General features: G+C 65.9%; 15 protein-coding genes. 10 read left to right on the top strand and 5 right to left on the bottom strand.

The annotated features are described in order from the left end of the window. Positions 1-62: 62 nt before the first annotated feature. Positions 63-2,285 carry an NADP-dependent isocitrate dehydrogenase gene (locus ARTH_RS05540; RefSeq protein ID WP_011690953.1) on the bottom strand — a complete coding sequence of 741 codons (2,223 nt, stop codon included), beginning with the start codon at positions 2,283-2,285 and terminating at the stop codon, positions 63-65. A 291-nt stretch (positions 2,286-2,576) separates the two neighbouring features. On the opposite strand from ARTH_RS05540, the gene ARTH_RS05535 reads away from it, so the two are divergent. Together ARTH_RS05535 and ARTH_RS05530 are read left to right on the top strand one after the other, a co-directional pair. After that, complete coding sequence (locus ARTH_RS05535; RefSeq protein ID WP_011690952.1) at positions 2,577-3,563, top strand: trypsin-like serine peptidase; 987 nt, start codon at positions 2,577-2,579, stop codon at positions 3,561-3,563. Positions 3,564-3,591: 28 nt separating this feature from the next. Further along, the gene (locus ARTH_RS05530) at positions 3,592-3,732 is read left to right on the top strand and encodes a hypothetical protein (protein ID WP_232223594.1); all 141 of its coding nucleotides are present in this window, start codon (positions 3,592-3,594) and stop codon (positions 3,730-3,732) included. A 68-nt stretch (positions 3,733-3,800) separates the two neighbouring features. On the opposite strand, the gene purH is transcribed toward ARTH_RS05530, so the two are convergent. Further along, a complete protein-coding gene (purH, locus tag ARTH_RS05525; RefSeq protein WP_011690951.1) occupies positions 3,801-5,480 on the bottom strand; it encodes a bifunctional phosphoribosylaminoimidazolecarboxamide formyltransferase/IMP cyclohydrolase in 1,680 nt (559 codons plus the stop codon). Positions 5,481-5,632: 152 nt separating this feature from the next. Here purH and ARTH_RS05520 point away from each other — a divergent pair, with 152 nt between their 5' ends. Continuing rightward, complete coding sequence (locus ARTH_RS05520) at positions 5,633-6,985, top strand: MFS transporter (RefSeq protein ID WP_011690950.1); 1,353 nt, start codon at positions 5,633-5,635, stop codon at positions 6,983-6,985. 45 nt (positions 6,986-7,030) lie between these two features. On the opposite strand, the gene purN is transcribed toward ARTH_RS05520, so the two are convergent. Next, complete coding sequence (gene purN / locus ARTH_RS05515) at positions 7,031-7,594, bottom strand: phosphoribosylglycinamide formyltransferase (RefSeq protein ID WP_011690949.1); 564 nt, start codon at positions 7,592-7,594, stop codon at positions 7,031-7,033. Between the two features lie 39 nt (positions 7,595-7,633). Between purN and ARTH_RS05510 the strand changes: the two genes are divergently transcribed. Further along, positions 7,634-8,065 (top strand): hypothetical protein, encoded by a 432-nt coding sequence (locus ARTH_RS05510; protein ID WP_011690948.1) that lies wholly within the window; start codon positions 7,634-7,636, stop codon positions 8,063-8,065. 51 nt (positions 8,066-8,116) lie between these two features. On the opposite strand, the gene ARTH_RS05505 is transcribed toward ARTH_RS05510, so the two are convergent. Both ARTH_RS05505 and ARTH_RS05500 read right to left on the bottom strand, forming a co-directional pair. Next, a complete protein-coding gene (locus ARTH_RS05505; RefSeq protein WP_011690947.1) occupies positions 8,117-9,433 on the bottom strand; it encodes a cell division protein PerM in 1,317 nt (438 codons plus the stop codon). 63 nt (positions 9,434-9,496) lie between these two features. Further along, positions 9,497-10,129 (bottom strand): hypothetical protein, encoded by a 633-nt coding sequence (locus tag ARTH_RS05500; protein ID WP_011690946.1) that lies wholly within the window; start codon positions 10,127-10,129, stop codon positions 9,497-9,499. A gap of 124 nt (positions 10,130-10,253) precedes the next feature. Between ARTH_RS05500 and ARTH_RS05495 the strand changes: the two genes are divergently transcribed. The 6 genes from ARTH_RS05495 (at position 10,254) to ARTH_RS05470 (ending at position 16,575) form a co-directional block, all read left to right on the top strand. Next, a complete protein-coding gene (locus tag ARTH_RS05495) occupies positions 10,254-10,715 on the top strand; it encodes a DUF4383 domain-containing protein (RefSeq protein WP_011690945.1) in 462 nt (153 codons plus the stop codon). 271 nt (positions 10,716-10,986) lie between these two features. Then, on the top strand, positions 10,987-11,586 hold the full coding sequence (locus ARTH_RS05490) for a helix-turn-helix domain-containing protein (RefSeq protein ID WP_011690944.1): 600 nt from the start codon (positions 10,987-10,989) through the stop codon (positions 11,584-11,586). A 163-nt stretch (positions 11,587-11,749) separates the two neighbouring features. Then, positions 11,750-13,099: an MFS transporter gene (locus tag ARTH_RS05485; RefSeq protein ID WP_011690943.1), complete on the top strand. Its 1,350-nt coding sequence runs from the start codon at positions 11,750-11,752 to the stop codon at positions 13,097-13,099. 10 nt (positions 13,100-13,109) lie between these two features. Next, a complete protein-coding gene (locus ARTH_RS05480) occupies positions 13,110-14,492 on the top strand; it encodes an FAD-dependent oxidoreductase (protein ID WP_011690942.1) in 1,383 nt (460 codons plus the stop codon). Beyond that, positions 14,489-15,748: a CaiB/BaiF CoA transferase family protein gene (locus ARTH_RS05475; protein ID WP_011690941.1), complete on the top strand. Its 1,260-nt coding sequence runs from the start codon at positions 14,489-14,491 to the stop codon at positions 15,746-15,748. Before ARTH_RS05480 ends, ARTH_RS05475 begins: the two co-directional genes overlap by 4 nt. Further along, positions 15,745-16,575 (top strand): enoyl-CoA hydratase-related protein, encoded by an 831-nt coding sequence (locus ARTH_RS05470; RefSeq protein ID WP_052309645.1) that lies wholly within the window; start codon positions 15,745-15,747, stop codon positions 16,573-16,575. Before ARTH_RS05475 ends, ARTH_RS05470 begins: the two co-directional genes overlap by 4 nt. The last annotated feature ends 12 nt before the right edge of the window (positions 16,576-16,587 follow it).

Below are 16,587 nucleotides of genomic sequence, written 5' to 3'. Positions count from 1 at the left end.
AAGCAAGAACGCCCCGCCTCCCGTGATGGGAGGCGGGGCGTTCTGGCGTTCAGCGGGTCCGGCTACTTGGTCAGGCCGGACAGAACTTCGGTGAACTTCGCGGACGGACGCATCACCGAGGCGACCTTGGCAACGTCCGGGTGGTAGTAGCCACCGATGTCCACCGGGGAGCCCTGCACTGCGAGCAGTTCGGCAATGATCGTGTCCTCGTTGGAGGTCAACGCCTCGGAGACAGCTGCGAAGTCGGCGGCCAGCTCGGCGTCGTCGGTCTGCTTGGCAAGCTCCTGCGCCCAGAACTTGGCGAGGTAGAAGTGGCTGCCGCGGTTGTCCAGTTCCCCGACGCTGCGGCGCGGAGACTTGTTCTCGAGCAGGAACGTGCCGGTAGCGCGGTCCAGGGTATCGGCGAGCACCTGGGCACGCTTGTTGCCCGTGGTGGTCGCCAGGTGCTCGAAGCTGACGGCGAGGGCCAGGAACTCACCAAGACTGTCCCAGCGCAGGTGGTTTTCCTTCAGCAACTGCTGGACGTGCTTCGGGGCGGATCCGCCGGCGCCGGTCTCGAAGAGTCCGCCGCCGTTGATCAGCGGAACCACGGAGAGCATCTTGGCGCTGGTACCCAGTTCGAGGATCGGGAAAAGGTCCGTGAGGTAGTCGCGGAGCACGTTGCCGGTCACCGAGATGGTGTCCTCGCCCTTGCGGATGCGCTCGAGGGTGAAGGCTGTGGCCTTTTCCGGGGACATGATCTCGATCTGGAGGCCCTCGGTGTCGTAGTCCTTGAGGTATTCCTTGACCTTGGCGATCAGGTTGGCGTCGTGGGCGCGCGTCTCATCCAGCCAGAACACAGCGGGCATTTCGGAGGCGCGGGCGCGGGTAACGGCGAGCTTGACCCAGTCGCGGATCGGCACGTCCTTGGCCTGGCAGGCGCGCCAGATGTCGCCCGGTGCCACCTGGTGTTCGATCAGGACGGTGCCCTTGCTGTCCACGAGCTGGACGGTGCCGGCGGACTGGATTTCAAAGGTCTTGTCGTGGCTGCCGTATTCCTCCGCGGCCTGGGCCATGAGGCCGACGTTCGGCACGGTGCCCATGGTGGTGGGGTCGAAGGCGCCGTGGGCGCGGCAGTCGTCAATGACGACCTGGTAGATGCTTGCATAGCTGCTGTCCGGAAGAACGGCCAGCGTGTCGGCTTCCTTGCCGTCCGGGCCCCACATGTGGCCGGAGGAGCGGATCATGGCGGGCATGGAGGCGTCCACGATGACGTCGGAGGGAACGTGCAGGTTGGTGATGCCCTTGTCCGAGTCCACCATGGCCAGCGCGGGACCCTCTGCGAGGCCCTTCTTGATGGCTGCCTGGACGCCCTCACGGACGTCTTCCGGGAGCTCTTCGAGTCCGCCAAGGATGGAGGCCAGGCCGTTGTTGGGGCTGAGGCCGGCGGCGGCGAGCTGCTCGCCGTACGTGTCGAACAGTTCGGTGAAATAGGCCTTGACCACGTGGCCGAAGATGATGGGATCCGAGACCTTCATCATGGTGGCCTTCAGGTGTGCGGAGAACAGCACGCCCTCTTCCTTGGCGCGGGCAACCTGGGCAGCCAGGAATTCATCCAGGGCGGCGGCGCGCATCACGGTGCCGTCAACAACTTCGCCGGCCAGGACGGGGAATCCGCGCTTCAGGACCTTGACGGTGCCGTCTTCCCTGACCAGCTGGATCTTGACGGTGTCATCGGACTCGATGACCACGGACTTCTCGTTGGCTCGGAAGTCATCAGCGCCCATCGTGGCCACATTGGTCTTGGACTCCGGCGACCAGGCGCCCATGGAGTGCGGGTTCTGGCGGGCGTAGTTCTTCACGGAGAGGGGCGCGCGGCGGTCCGAGTTGCCTTCGCGCAGGACCGGGTTGACGGCCGAACCCTTGATCTTGTCGTAGCGTGAGCGGATGTCCGTCTCGGTGTCGGAGGACGGGTTGTCCGGGTAGTCCGGGAGGTCGTAGCCCTGGGACTGGAGTTCGGCGATGGCTGCCTTCAGCTGCGGAATGGAAGCGCTGATGTTGGGCAGCTTGATGATGTTGGCTTCGGGCTTCTTTGCCAGGTCGCCCAGTTCGGCCAGGGCATCGCTGATCCGCTGCTCTTCGGTGAGGTAGTCACCGAACACCGAAATGATGCGGCCAGAGAGCGAGATGTCGCGGGTCTCCACTTCCACACCGGCAGTCGACGCGTAGGCCTCGACGATCGGCAAGAACGAATAGGTGGCCAGCATGGGCGCTTCGTCTGTGTGGGTATAGATAATCTTGGCCATTGCTTGGGCGTCTCCTGAAGGTATACATACATCTGGAACTCTGGCGTTATTTCAACATACTTAACTTACCCGAGCAGGCCGCGTCGGCGCCCATCGGGGCCTCCAGAGACGCGTAGCATGACCCTGCCGGTCGCTGACAGCGCAGCGATGACACGGGACTCCGCGTAACACCAGGCACAATACAAAACTCGGGTTTCTATTTACAACAATTGTCACAGTGGGTAGGTTGATCACCACCAGCGGCGGCCACCATCTGAGGGCGCCGCATTCACTTCTGTTGAGGACACACCCATGACGAAATCGAAGACTCTGGCCACCAGCCTCCTGAGCCTGTCCGCCGCCGCGCTGCTGGCCGTCTGCGCAGCCGGCGGGGCTAGTGCGGCGCCCGCATCACAGAACGCCTCACCACAGGACGGCGTTCAGGTTGCCAGCCAGTCGGTGGACACCACTAACGCCGCCGACTACTGGACGGCCGACCGCATGCGCGCAGCGGTTCCCGGGGACGTACTGGCCGCCAAGGCGCTGCAGCGCGGCAACACCTCCTCAGCCGCGGCGGTGGAAAAGGGTTCGAGTACCAAAATCACGGGCAAGGCAGGCAAGGGAAAGACCGTCCTGCACGTCGACGAGAATCCGGTGTCCCACATTGGCAAGGTCTTCTTCACCATGGGCGGCAGCAACTACGTCTGCTCCGGGAACTCCGTGGTGTCCAACAACAAGAGCACCGTGTCCACAGCCGGCCACTGCGTCAATGAGGGTCCCGGCGCCTTTGCCACCAACTTCGTCTTTGTCCCGGCCTACCTGGACGGCGCCGCGCCGTACGGCAAATGGGCAGCCAAGGCCCTGTACACCCCCACCCAGTGGAGCTCGGCCGGAGACATGCAGTACGACACAGGCTTCGCCGTCGTCTCGCAGCTCAACGGCCAGAGCCTGGCCGACGTGGTGGGCTCATCCGGAGTCCAGTTCAACGCAGCGCGCGGGCTGACCTACAAGTCCTACGGCTACCCGGCCGCGGCCCCGTTCGACGGACAGTCGCTGGTCAGCTGCACCGGCCCGGCCAGCGATGACCCGTACAACCCCCAGTTCAATACGCAGGGCATCCCGTGCGACATGACGGGCGGTTCCTCAGGCGGTCCGTGGTTCATCGGCACAAGCTCCAGCGGCTATCAGAACTCCATCAACAGCTACGGCTACAGCGGCGCCCCCTCCAAGGTCATGTATGGACCGTACTGGGGTTCCGTCATCCAGCAGGCGTACTCGAGTGCATCGTCGGCGAACTGACGGCACGGGGCCCTCGGATGACGATGCCGTGAGCCACAGCGATGTCAGCCAGGCCCCGGAGGACATCCTCGCCTACTGGACGCCGGAGCGGATGGCCGAAGCTAAACCCCGCGAGGTCCGGCTCCCCGAACCTGAGGCGGAGGCGGAACCGGAAGCGGAAGACAACTAACTGAATATACGACGACGGCGACCGTCCCCTTTTCGGGGGCGGTCGCCGTCGTACGTGGCGCATAACTCCTAGTGGAAGAAGTGGCGCGCACCCGTGAAGTACATGGTGATGCCGGCCGCGTTCGCCGCTGCAATCACTTCGTCATCCCGGACGGAACCGCCGGGCTGGACCACGGCGCGGACGCCGGCGTCGATCAGGATCTGCAGTCCGTCGGCGAACGGGAAGAACGCGTCCGAGGCTGCCACGGCACCGCGGGCACGCTGCGGGGCTGCGCTGGCCTCTGTCGTCGACGGACCGGCTGCACCCCCGGCGCCCTCGACGTCGGACTCGACCTGCACACCCAGGGTGTTGGCGCGTTCCACGGCCAGCTTGCAGGAGTCGAGCCGGTTGACCTGGCCCATGCCGATGCCGACGGCAGCGCCGTGGTCTGCGAGCAGGATGGCGTTGGACTTGGCAGCACGGCAGGCGGTCCAGGCGAACGCGAGGTCGGCCAGCGTGGCTGCATCCGCTGCCTCGCCGGCTGCGAGGGTCCAGTTGGCGGGGTTGTCGCCTTCGGCGTCGACCTTGTCAGCAGCCTGCACCAGCATGCCGCCGGAGACCTGGCGGAACTCGGTCGGGTAGCGGCCGTAGCCTTCCGGCAGGGCCAGGAGGCGGATGTTCTTCTTCTTGGACAGGATCTCCACGGCCTCGTCCTCGAAGCCCGGCGCGATGACGACCTCGGTGAAGATGCCGGCAACGGTGCGCGCCATTCCGGCGGTGACCGTGCGGTTGGCTGCGATAACGCCGCCGAATGCGGACACGGGGTCGCAGGCGTGGGCCTTGGCGTGGGCGTCGGCGATGGGGTCCGCGGCGTCGGCGGAACCGACTGCCACGCCGCAGGGGTTGGCGTGCTTGATGATGGCCACGGCGGGCTCAGCGAAGTCGAACGCTGCACGGAGGGCGGCGTCGGCGTCCACGAAGTTGTTGTAGCTCATGGCCTTGCCGTGGATCTGGTCAGCCTGCGCGATGCCGGCGGGAGCGGCCTTGTCCACGTAGAGGGCGGCCTGCTGGTGCGGGTTTTCGCCGTAGCGGAGGACCTCGGAGCGTTCCAGCGCCAGGCCGGCGTAGGCCGGCCAGTCGATCACGCCGTCGCCGTCCTCGTCCAGGAACTGGCTGGCCGTCCACGTGGCCACTGCGGTGTCGTAGCTGGCAGTGTGGGCGAAGGCCTTCGCGGCCAGGCGCTGGCGGGTCTTCAGGTCGAAGCCGCCTTCAGCGGCAGCGCGGACAACGTCGCCGTAGAAATTCGGGTCGGTAACGATCGCGACGGCGGCGTGGTTCTTCGCGGCGGAGCGCACCATGGCGGGGCCGCCGATGTCGATCTGCTCCACGACGTCATCCTGCGCGGCACCGGACTTGACGGTCTCCACGAACGGGTAGAGGTTCACGACGACGAGGTCGAACGCCTCGATCTCCATGCCGGCCAGGGTTTCCATGTGGGCGGGGACGCGGCGGTCGGCCAGGATGCCGCCGTGCACGCGCGGGTGGAGCGTCTTGACGCGGCCGTCCAGCATCTCCGGCGAACCGGTGACTTCCTCGACCTCCTGGACGGGGATGCCTGCAGCCGCGATCTTCTTCGCGGTGGAGCCGGTGGAGACGATCTTGACGCCTGCTTCGTGCAGGCCCTTCGCGAGCTCCTCCAGACCGGTCTTGTCGTAGACCGAGATCAGGGCTCGGCGGATGGGAACACGGTCTAGCTGCGTAAAGCTCACAAAGGTCTCCGTCTTTTGACACGGTGGGTGCCGCGGTTGGTGGGGATGTGGCCAGTTTATCGCGTCCCGCGGGATGTCCTCCCTGCAGGCCCGAGTGTGAAGTCCGCTCGCGCACCCGCGAGCGCAACGTAGAGTTTTCCCAGGAGGCCGAGATGAATACTTACACCACTGTGCCCAGCGGCGAACAAGTGGTCCAGGAACTGCCGTGGCGGTGGAAAGTCCAGGGCCGGATCTTCGTGATCGGCGGCCTGGGTTTCATGTTCGATGCCTGGGACGTGACGCTGAACGGGATCCTCATCCCGTTGCTGTCCACCCACTGGGCGTTGGCCCCCGGCGATGCCGCATGGATCGGCACGGCCAACCTGGTGGGCATGGCCCTGGGCGCGTTCGCGTGGGGCACGATTGCGGACACCATCGGGCGCAAGAAGGCTTTCACGGCCACCCTGCTGATCTTCTCGCTCTTCACGGTGCTGGGGGCGTTCTCCCCCGACTTCATCTGGTTCTGCGTGTTCCGCTTTATGGCAGGTTTCGGCCTGGGCGGGTGCATCCCCGTGGACTATGCCCTGGTGGGTGAGTTCACGCCGCGGAAGCAGCGCGGCAAAGTGCTGACCGCGATGGACGGCTGGTGGCCTGTGGGCGCCGCGCTCTGCGGCTTTGTTTCCGCCTGGCTGGTTGCGGCCTTCGCGGACTGGCGGCTGACCATGCTGGTGATGGTGCTGCCAGCCCTGCTGGTCTTCTGGGTGCGTCGCAGCGTGCCGGAGTCGCCGCTATTCCTGATCCGCAAGGGCCGCCGCGACGAGGCAGCCAAGGTCATCGACGACCTGGTCAAGGCCACGGGCGCCGAACCCCGCGCCTACAGCCTCCCGGATGCGCAGGACGCCCCGAAGCTTTCTGCCGGCAGCGCCTGGCTCCAGCTGGTCCGCGTCTGGCGGTTCAACTGGAAGATCACCGCGGCTGCCTGGTCCCTGTTCTTCAGCATCCTACTGGTCTACTACCTGTCCCTGACGTGGATGCCGCGGATACTGATCGGCGCCGGGTTCCAGGACTACAAGGCCTTCCTCACGACGGCGTCCATGGCCGCCGTCGGCCTCCTGGGCGTGGTGGTGGCGGCCGTGCTGGTGGAGCGCGTGGGCCGCAAGTGGATCCTGGCGATCACCGGGCCGCTGTCCGCGCTGACGCTGGTGATCGTGGCATTCGTGGTGGACATCCCGTCCGCCGCAGTGTTCTGGCTGCTGGTGTTCGGCTTCATCGTCCAGGTGGCCATTCCGGTGCTGTACACCTATGTCTCTGAGCTGTACCCCACGGACCTGCGCGGCACCGGCTTTGGCTGGGCGTCCACGTTCTCGCGGCTCGGGGCGGGCTTCGGCCCGCTCATTTTCGCCTCGGTCCTGTGGCCGCAGCTGGGCCTGGCAACGTCCTTCGCACTGGCCGGCGGCCTGGTCCTGCTGTCCGTGCTGTGGATGGCGTTCTTCTCCCCCGAGACAAAGCAGCGCACGCTGGCGTAGGCAGCCCCATCCCCTACCCAGCCGCGGCTCCAGTCGGGCCAGGAATCAGGCGGCGGCGAGCTGCGCCAGGGTGGAGACCAGGAGCCTGCGCTCCACCACTTTGATGCGTTCGTGCAGGGTGTCCTCGGTATCGTCGTCGAGGATGGCAACGGCTTCCTGGGCGATGATGGGGCCTGTGTCCACGCCGGCGTCGGCCCAGTGAACGGTGCAGCCGGTGACCTTGACGCCGTAGGCCATGGCATCGCGGACGCCGTGTGCCCCGGGGAAGGCAGGCAGCAGGGCGGGGTGGGTGTTGAGGTACTTGCCATCGAACGCGTCGATGAACTCCGGGCTGACGATGCGCATGAACCCGGAGGACACCACCACGTCCGGCTCATATGCGGCTACGGCTTCGGTCAACGCCGCATTCCACTCGGCGCGGTCGGCGTAGGCCTTGAAATCCACGACAAAGGTCGGGATTCCGGCGGCCGCGGACCGTTCCACGCCGTAGGTCCCCGGCCGGTCAGCGCCGACGGCGGCGATCTCCACATCCAGTTCGCCCGCCTTGACGGCGTCAATGACAGCCTGGAGGTTGGAACCGGTACCGGACACGAGGACAACGATGCGCATGGCTCTAGCTTATGGGGCCGCTCGCGTAGGCTGGAAAACATGAATCCCCCGAAGGACCCCGCAGGTCCCCAGCAGGCCCGGCAGCCCCTCAGCGAGGCTGCCAAGACGTCACTGCTGAAGACACACAACCTGTTCCGTGCTTTCATCGTTGCCGTTCTGGGCGCCTTCTTCGTCTACCAGCTGGACGTCACCTACCTGTGGCTGACCGCCCTCCTCACGGCCGTGAGCCTCGTGCTTGGCATCATGGTGCTGGTCCGGTCCATCAAGCTGAAGGAATCCAAGCTGGTGCTTTTCGGGACCATTTCAGGGCTGGTGGTCTCGGCGGTGATGGTCCTGCTGGTCATGGTCTCCGCAGTGTTCTTCAACCAGGTCCGGGACTTCCAGCAGTGCTCGCGAAATGCGCTCACCCAGCAGGCCATGACCCAGTGCCAGACTCAGCTGCAGAACTCTCTGCCCGCCCAGCTCCGCTGAGCCGCACCGCCGGCTAACCCTCCGGGAGTAAACGCCCGACGGCGGAACTCCCTAGGGCTTGGCTGTGTCCAGGTTCGCTTCTCGCAGCTTCTGCTGGCGTTCCAGCCAAGGGCCCGCCGCGTAGCCGACCACGACGCCGATGCCCACCTCAGCGGCCACCCACAGTGACGTGTTCAAGGGGTCCGGCCCGATGTCGGTGAGGCGGCCGATCCCGGCTGATCCGCGCGCCATCCAGGCAAGGCCGCCGGCCATCAGGCCCGCCGCCACGCCGATGATCGCGCCGAGGACAATCGTTGACGCCGATGCCGTGAACCAGCGTGCCCGGACCTTGATGGACAGCCATTCGTCGAAGTGGTTTTCGCCTTCGCGCAGGAACCACCAGCCGGCCAGGGCGCCGGCCAGGACGGGGACCACCAACGCCACGAAGCCGTAATCGAGCGGACCGGCAGGCAAGGCGGCGAAAACCGGAATGGACGGCAGCGGGCCAACGGCGGTTCCCAGCGGGCCGGCCTGCGAACCGACGCCCAGGGCGAAACCGGAGCCGGACGTCCAGGCGAGCGCAAAGACGGCAAGGTTGGGGAGGAAGCCGAGCTGCGCGATGGTGAGCACGGCACCGCCCATGGCGCCGGCGTCGAGCCCTTCATACACGGCGATGACCAGGTCCCAGTGGATAAAGAGGTCCACCGCGAGCAGCCCGGCGGACATGGTGAAGGCGGCCATCAGCGCGACGAAACCGGCCTTGATGGCGGAACCCAGATAGGACCCGGCCCAGCGGGAGTGCTGGCTGGTCCGTGCGATCCAGTCCACGGCATCGACGCCGATGAGCCTGCTCCACGACCCCGCTTCGCGCCGGGCACCCACCACCATGCCCAGGCCGAACGGGACCAGCGGCATCAGCCCGGCAAACCACAGAAAGATGGCTACGTCGTCCGTGCGGCACACGAAGCCCGTGGCCATGCCGAACCCGGCGTACACCAACCAGGAACCCAGGAGTGCCTGCCAGAGCTGGTCCGTGTAGGAGGCCCGCGCCAGGCGCCGGCCCGCACGCCACGCGAGCAGGAACGGGATGAGCGTCAGGCCCAGGGGAATGAGCGACAGGGTGCCCGATTCCGGCTGCGCCGCGGACTCCCCGGCCACCATCGTCAGGTGCAGCGGAACCCCGTGAATCAGCAGCCAGGCCTGGCCGCCAAGCCGGGCAAGGGCGTCGAAGTTGTTGTTCTGGAATCCGGCCGTGGCCCACACCGCGACGATGGGCGTCAGCACTACCAACGCGGAAATGACCGCCGCCTGTGCTGATTCGAGCGCTCCCTGCAGCCACAAGGGCATGGGAATGCCACGGTCTCCGGTCTGATCAGCGCGCAGTTTCATCGTGCTCCATGGTGTCACGGGAGGCGCCCCGGACCCGTCTTCGACAGGCTCAAACCCCCGGAGTTACCAGAGCTCGTAGTTCTCCTTGCTGATCATGAAGCCGTGCCCCGTCCGCAGATGCGCGCAGGTCATGGCACCCGGCGCCCGTTCGCACACCATGTTGCCCAGCCGCACGGTCTGGCCGTCCCGGATCCACGGCCCCGGGAAGGCCGGCCCGGCCACTTCCTCCGCCTCCATGGGTGACGTTCCGTTGCCGCACAGCCCGTACTGGGCCCCGCCGTCGAGTGTTACCACCGCGTATCCGCCAAAGTATTCGCTGAGCCCCGTGCACTGACCCTTGATGTCGCCCGGCCGGGGCGCCACGTCCGTGAGCAGGTGACAGGCAGCACCGTCCGCATCAATGGAGCACTGCATGTCCTTGCTGGCCGACTGCACCACCACGGGCAGCGGCGCCGCCCACGGCTGCGCGTTCACCTTGGGCAGGAGCTGTTCGGCCCGGTTGAGGGGCCTGGAGTTCAGCGGACGGGAATTCGGGGGACGGGCGCCGCCGGCTTCCGGGACGGCCGTCTCCTCGCTCATCCTCAGCGCCCCCACCGCGGGCGCCGTTTCGGCCGGCACGGCCACGCTGCAGCCGGCGGTAAGCAGAAGCACGACGGCGGTCGCAAAGGCTCGGAGGATCACTGTTACAGGGCGCATGGTGGTGCCAGTTCACCAGACAGGAGCGGTTCTGTCGCTGGGCAGAAGTCCCCATCCCCCAGCGCTTTTTTCGTTACCCAGCCGTAAAATTGGAATGTCCGCAATCAGTGGTTGGAGGCAGAAAATGACTACCGCATCCCCACATGCGCATGGCGTTCACTTTGGACGTACGGATGTCCAAAACGTCGGCATGGGTGTAGGTATTGTCCTGATGTTGGTCGGTGTCCTGGGATTCATCCCGGGCATTACCCAGCAGTACGGCGAACTGAGGTTCCTTGGACCTGATTCGCACGCCATGTTCCTTGGCCTGTTCCAGACGTCCATGCTGCTGAACATCGTGCAGCTGGTCATCGGCGCAACGGGCTGGGCAATGTCCCGTAATGGAATGGGCGCCCGGAACTTCCTTATGGGCTTTGGTCTGCTGTACATCGTCCTCAGCATCTTCGGGCTCATTGTCGGAGTAGGTTCGGCGGCCAATTTCCTGTCGCTGAACACTATGGATAACTGGACCCACATGGTGCTGGGTGTGCTGATGATTGGCGCTGGCTGGATCCTCTCGAGGCATCTGGCCGAGGACCGCAGATAACCCGGATCGCGTAGCCGGGACATAAGGAGCCGCTAATGAGGAACGCTTCATAGCAATCTGAATGTTTTAACCACCGGTTGGTGCAGTTGCCCTGCGAAGTCGCAGGCGGCTGCACCAGCTTTTTGCTGCAAGGGCCGACGCCGGGGCGCGGATCGTCCTCCAAAAACTTCATTCCTGTGAATTTTTTTACTTTAATCAAGGCAAAACCATTGACTGGCTGAATATCTTCACTATAGTTGTGTGAGTTAGCTCACCAACGAAGGATGCGGCAATGACCACCGAGACCCCCGCCCCGCCGGCCACCAGCGAACTTCTGGCGACTGTCGGAAACAAGGTGCGCACCATGCGCAAGGCAAAGGGCATGACCCTCGCCCGGCTCTCGGACATCACCGGCCTCAGCCAAGCGATCGTCAGCCAGATCGAACGCGGCCTGGCCAACCCTTCCTTCACCACGCTGGCACAGCTGGCTCACGGATTGGACGTTCCCGTTGGGAGGTTCTTCATCGGCCAGGATGAATCCAAGTCGCCCGTCGTTCGAAAATCCGATCGACGCAACCTGAAAAACGTCACCCGCGAGTCGGTAGGGGAAGCAGTTCACGAACTGCTGACCCCGAACCGTGACGGAAACATCGAAGCGCAGTGGATCAGCACGCCCCCGGGCCATGACACGAGCGGAACACCCTTCACCCACAGCGGAGAAGAGTTCTGCTACATCATCTCGGGCCGCAAGGACGTCTTCCTGGACGGCGTCTGCTACAGCCTTGAGGAGGGCGATTCCATCACCTACTCCTCAGAGATCCCGCACTGGTACAAAAACAGCTACGAAGAGGTATGCGTAGCCATCTGGGTCAACGCACCACACGCGTGGTAACCCTGCCGCCCCCAACCGGCACCAGCGTTTTCCCCTAACTGTCCGGACACACACCGTGGCCGCAGACACTCCTTGCATCGTTCGCATCTTCCGCCCTGCCTCCAGGGCGTCGATGCGTCATACCCTCCCACGCCCTCATCGGCGTCAGCGTAAGGACACTTCCATGCTCGAAACACAAACGACGGACCCCCGAGGGACGGACAACGTTGTCCCGTCACCAGGCACCAGCCACTCATCCCCCACCCGCTCCAACGAAAAATTCACCCCCGAGGTCCGCAAGGGGCTGCTGGGCCTTGGCCTCGGCAACGCCCTGGAATGGTATGACTGGATGGTCTTCGGCCTCCTCTCGGCCTTCATCGGGCCCAACTTCTTCCCCAACACCGATCCGCTCTCCGCCACCTTGAATGCTTTGGCCGTGTTCGCCGTCGGATTCGCCTTCCGTCCGCTGGGCGGGATCCTGCTCGGCACCCTGGCGGACAGGGTGGGCCGCCGCCGGGTGATGCTGCTGTCCATCATGCTGATGGCCGGCACCACGCTGATCATCGCCGTCACGCCGAGCTACCAGCAGATCGGCGTCTGGGCCGGCATCATCCTGCTGGTCTGCCGCGTGCTGCAGGGCATTTCCACGGGCATCGAAGCCCCGCTTTCAACGTCCCATGCCCTGGAGCTGGCGCCCGAAGGCCGTGAAGGCTACGTCGCCGGCCTGATGAGCTTCTACGTGAACATCGGCATACTGCTGGCCTCGCTGATCAGCTTCCTCTGCAGCCTCACCCTCGGCGGTGCCGTCATGGCCGAGTGGGGCTGGCGCGTGCCGTTCATCATCGGCGCACTCTTCGGTTTCGTGGTCCTCTACCTCCGCCGTTCGCTCCCGGAAACCCTCGAGGCCGAGGAAATGGCCAGCAACACTCCCCGCGCCGTCTGGTCCGGAGTCCGCAGGCACTGGCTCTCCGTCCTGGCCATCATCTTCGTGGTGGGCGCAGCACAGGCCTACAACTACGCCTGGAACGTCGGCCTTCCCAGCGCTGCCCGCAGCGGGTTCAAGGAAGACCCCACCGCCGTCTTCGCCCTCACCACCGTCCTGGGCGTCATCCTGGTGGCAGGCAGCTGGATCATCGGCAAGCTGACCGACGGCAAGTCGATGTCCCGCTGGTTCCTGATCACCCGCATCCTGGCGATCCCGTCTGTGTTCCTCATGCTCTTCTACGTCCAGCCGGGCATCGGCGGCTTCGCAGCCGTCCTCCTTGGCGGCTCCGTTGTCCTGGTGCTCAACATGACCCTCTACAACGTGGTCAGCTCCTCCCTGATGCCCAAGAACATCCGCGGCACAGGCGTAGCCCTGGGCTATGGAATCGGCGTCGCACTCTTCGGCGGCACCGCCTCCTACCTGCTGGTCTGGTTCCAATCCCTGAACCTCAGCTGGATCTTCCCGGTCTACGTGGCCGTTCTCTCCATCCTCAGCATCGTTTTCTACCTCGCCGCACGCCGCTCCAATGGCATCTTCGTCGGAAAGTAAGGACTCCCCCATGACCTCCCCCGCAACTTTCACCTCCCTGGAACTCAGCACCACGACGGCGGACCTCACCGCCCCGGTCATCTCACGTTCCAACGTCCTGGTGGTCGGCGGTGGCCCCGCAGGTGTGGCCGCAGCCGTCACCGCAGCCCGCTCCGGCGCCAAGGTCACCCTGCTGGAACGCTACTCATCCCTCGGCGGCCTCGCTTCCGGCGGAATGGTGCTGGTGTTGGACGACATGATCAACGGCCAGGAAATCACCGTCACCGGCATCGTGTCCGAATACGTGGAGCGCCTGCAGAAGCTGGGCCTCGCCGTCGTACCGCCGGCGGATGACCGCAAGACCTCCGAGGAACTCTGGAACAAGTGGGGCCGCTACGGCACATTCGACTTCCACTCCCACACCAACCCCAAGCCCATCTGCTACGCCGCGGCCTTCGACCCGGACGGCTGGAAGCGCGTCTCCAACGACCTGGTCCGCGAGGCCGGCGTGGACCTCCGCCTGCACTCCTGGTTTTCCCGCCCCATCGTGGACAACGGCGTGATCAAGGGCGTCATCTGCGAGACCAAGCTGGGCCCGCAGGCCTTCATGGCGGACGTCGTCATCGACACCACCGGCGACATCGACGTCGCTTCCCGGGCCGGCGCCAGCTACGCCAAGGACAACTACCTCACCACGCTCGTCTTCCGCCTGGGCAACGTGGATACCGCCGCGGCAGAGGCGTTCGAGCAGGCCAACCCGAAGGAAGCCCGCGCCATCAACCGCAAGATCAAGCGCCTCCTCGGCGGCGCCTGGGAACTGTGGTGGCTCAAGACCCCCATCGACGGCGTGGTCTGGTGCAACGCCCCGCACATGACCGGCTTCGACGGCACGGACCCGGCGGACATGACGGCCGCCGAGTTCGCCGCCCGCGACCGGATCTCCGAGGCAGTGGACTACGTCCGCGCCAACCTCCCCGGCTTCGAGAACTGCTACATGCTGGACGTCGCCTCCCAGATGGGCGTCCGCCAGACCCGCCTGCTTCAGGGCGAGTACGTCATGACCAAGGACGACGTCACCCAGCGCCGGCACTTCGCCGACACCGTGGCCCGCGGCCGCGACTACTACTACCCGTACCGCTCGCTGCTGCCCAAGGAAGTGGACCAGCTCCTCGTCGCCGGACGCCACTACTCAGCCACCCCGGAGGCGCAGAAGATGTCCCGCGAGATCCCGCCCTGCATGGCCATGGGCCAGGCCGTCGGCGTCGCAGCGGCACTCGCCGTCGAGAACAGCCTTCTGGTCCGCGACGTGTCCGCCCTGGACATCCAGCAGGGCATGCGCCGGCACGGCGCCGACCCGGGCGACGTCCCGTCGTCGAACGCCACCGTTGACGCCGATGCGGCGGTCCCGGCATGAGCACCGTGACCCTGGAAACGGCAGAGCTGGAACGCACGACGGCGGCGCCCGCCGCCGCGGGGGAACCCACCGCCACCCCGCTGCCGCTGGACGGCATCAAGATCGTGGACTTCACCCAGGTGTTCATGGGCCCGTCCTGCACGCAGATGCTGGGCGACTATGGCGCGGACATCATCAAGGTGGAACGCCCCGGCGCCGGGGACATCTCACGCAACTCGTTCCCGGACAAGGACGGCCAGGACAACCCGATCTTCCTGTCCATCAACCGGAACAAGCGCAGCGTCTCCATCGACACGCGCACCGAGGAAGGCCGGAACGTGCTGCACGCCATCATGGCGGACGCCGACGTGGTGGTCAGCAACTTCCGCTCCGGTGTGATGGAGCGGATGGGCTTCGGCTACGAGGAACTCAAGGCCGAGAACCCCGGCATCATCTGGGCCTCGGGCACCGGCTTCGGCCCCGTGGGCCCGTACTCGCACAAGGGCGGCCAGGACGCGATCGCGCAGGCCTACTCCGGTGTGATGTGGCGGCGGGAATCGGACGACCAGAAGCCGTCCATCTACCCCACCACCCTCTGCGACTACATCACCGGCATGCACCTCATGCAGGGCATCCTGCTGGCACTGCGCACCCGGGAAACCTCCGGCGTCGGCCAGAAGGTGGAGGTGACCATGTACGACTCCATGCTGCACCTGCAGATGCAGGAGGCGTGCATGCAGCTCAACCGCGGCTACGAGGTCAACTGGGGCGCCATGCCGCTCAGCGGAGTGTTCGAGACCACCGACGGCGCCGTCTGCATGGTGGGCGGTTTCACTCCGGACCCGCTGGCCCGCATCTCCGAAGCCCTCGGGCTGGACGAGGACCTTACGCAGCGGCCCGAGTTCGCCAACCTGGAGCAGCAGTTCGCGCACAAGCCGGCGCTGCAGGCCATCTTCCGCGAGCGCATCGCCACCAACACCACCGAGTACTGGACCGGCAAGCTGGAAGACCAGGGGCTGCTCAACGCCCCGGTCCACACCCTGGAGCAGGCCCTGGCCGATGCCCAGACCGAGGCCAACGGCATGATCGTCGAGGCCGAACACCCCGGCGTCGGGACCGTGCGCATGCTCAACGCGCCCATCCGGCTCTCCGCCACGCCTCCCACCGTCCGGCGCGCGGCGCCCCGGCTGGGCGAGCACAACGTGGAGGTCCTGCTGGAGAACGGGTTCGATGAGGAGACCATCGCGCGGCTGCAGCAGCTGGGGGTGCTCCGGTGACGGCGATTTCCGAGGCTCCCGCGGCGACGGCCGTCTCGAACGCAGTGGACCAGGTCACCCTGACCATCGAGAACCATGTGGCCACGGTGGTGATCGACCGGCAGCACGTGCTCAACGCCGTCGACGGCACCGCCCAGGCCCGGCTCAACGGGATCTGGGACCAGCTGGAGGCCGATCCGGACGTGCGCGCCGTGGTGATCACCGGCGCCGGGACCCGCGCCTTCTGCGTCGGGGCGGACATGTCCGCCGCCGCCGTGGACAAGACCGGCCTGGAGTATTGGGCCGGCCTGGACCCGAACGGATTCGGCGGGTTGAGCCTGCGCACGTCGCTCGACGTGCCGGTGATCGCCCGGGTGAACGGCTATGCGCTGGGCGGCGGCATGGAGATCGTGCTCGGCGCGGACATCGTGGTGGCGTCGGAGAACGCCAGGTTCGGGCTGACGGAACCGCGCGTGGGGCGTTTAGCGCTCGACGGCGGCATCCACCAGCTGGTGCGGCGCATCCCCCACACCCAGGCGATGGGTATGCTCCTGACCGGCCGGAAAGCGGACGCGGCGGAGATGCAGACGATGGGGCTGGTCAACGAGGTGGTCCCGGCAGACGAGCTCGACGCCGCCGTGCAGCGCTGGGTGGACCAGATTCTGGCCTGCGCCCCCACGTCCGTCCGGGCAGTGAAGCAGATGGTCACGCAGACCGGGCATTTGCCCGCCAAGGAGGCCCGCGGGCTCCGGCTGCCGGCCCTCATGGCCGCACTGGACAGCGAGGACTCGGCCGAAGGCGTCCGTGCCTTCCAGGAAAAGCGGCGGCCGGTCTGGCCGGGCCGCTGATGCAGAACGAGA

This window comes from Arthrobacter sp. FB24 (assembly GCF_000196235.1).
Classification (GTDB): Bacteria; Actinomycetota; Actinomycetes; order Actinomycetales; family Micrococcaceae; genus Arthrobacter.
This window is presented reverse-complemented; position numbering and strand designations above follow the sequence as displayed.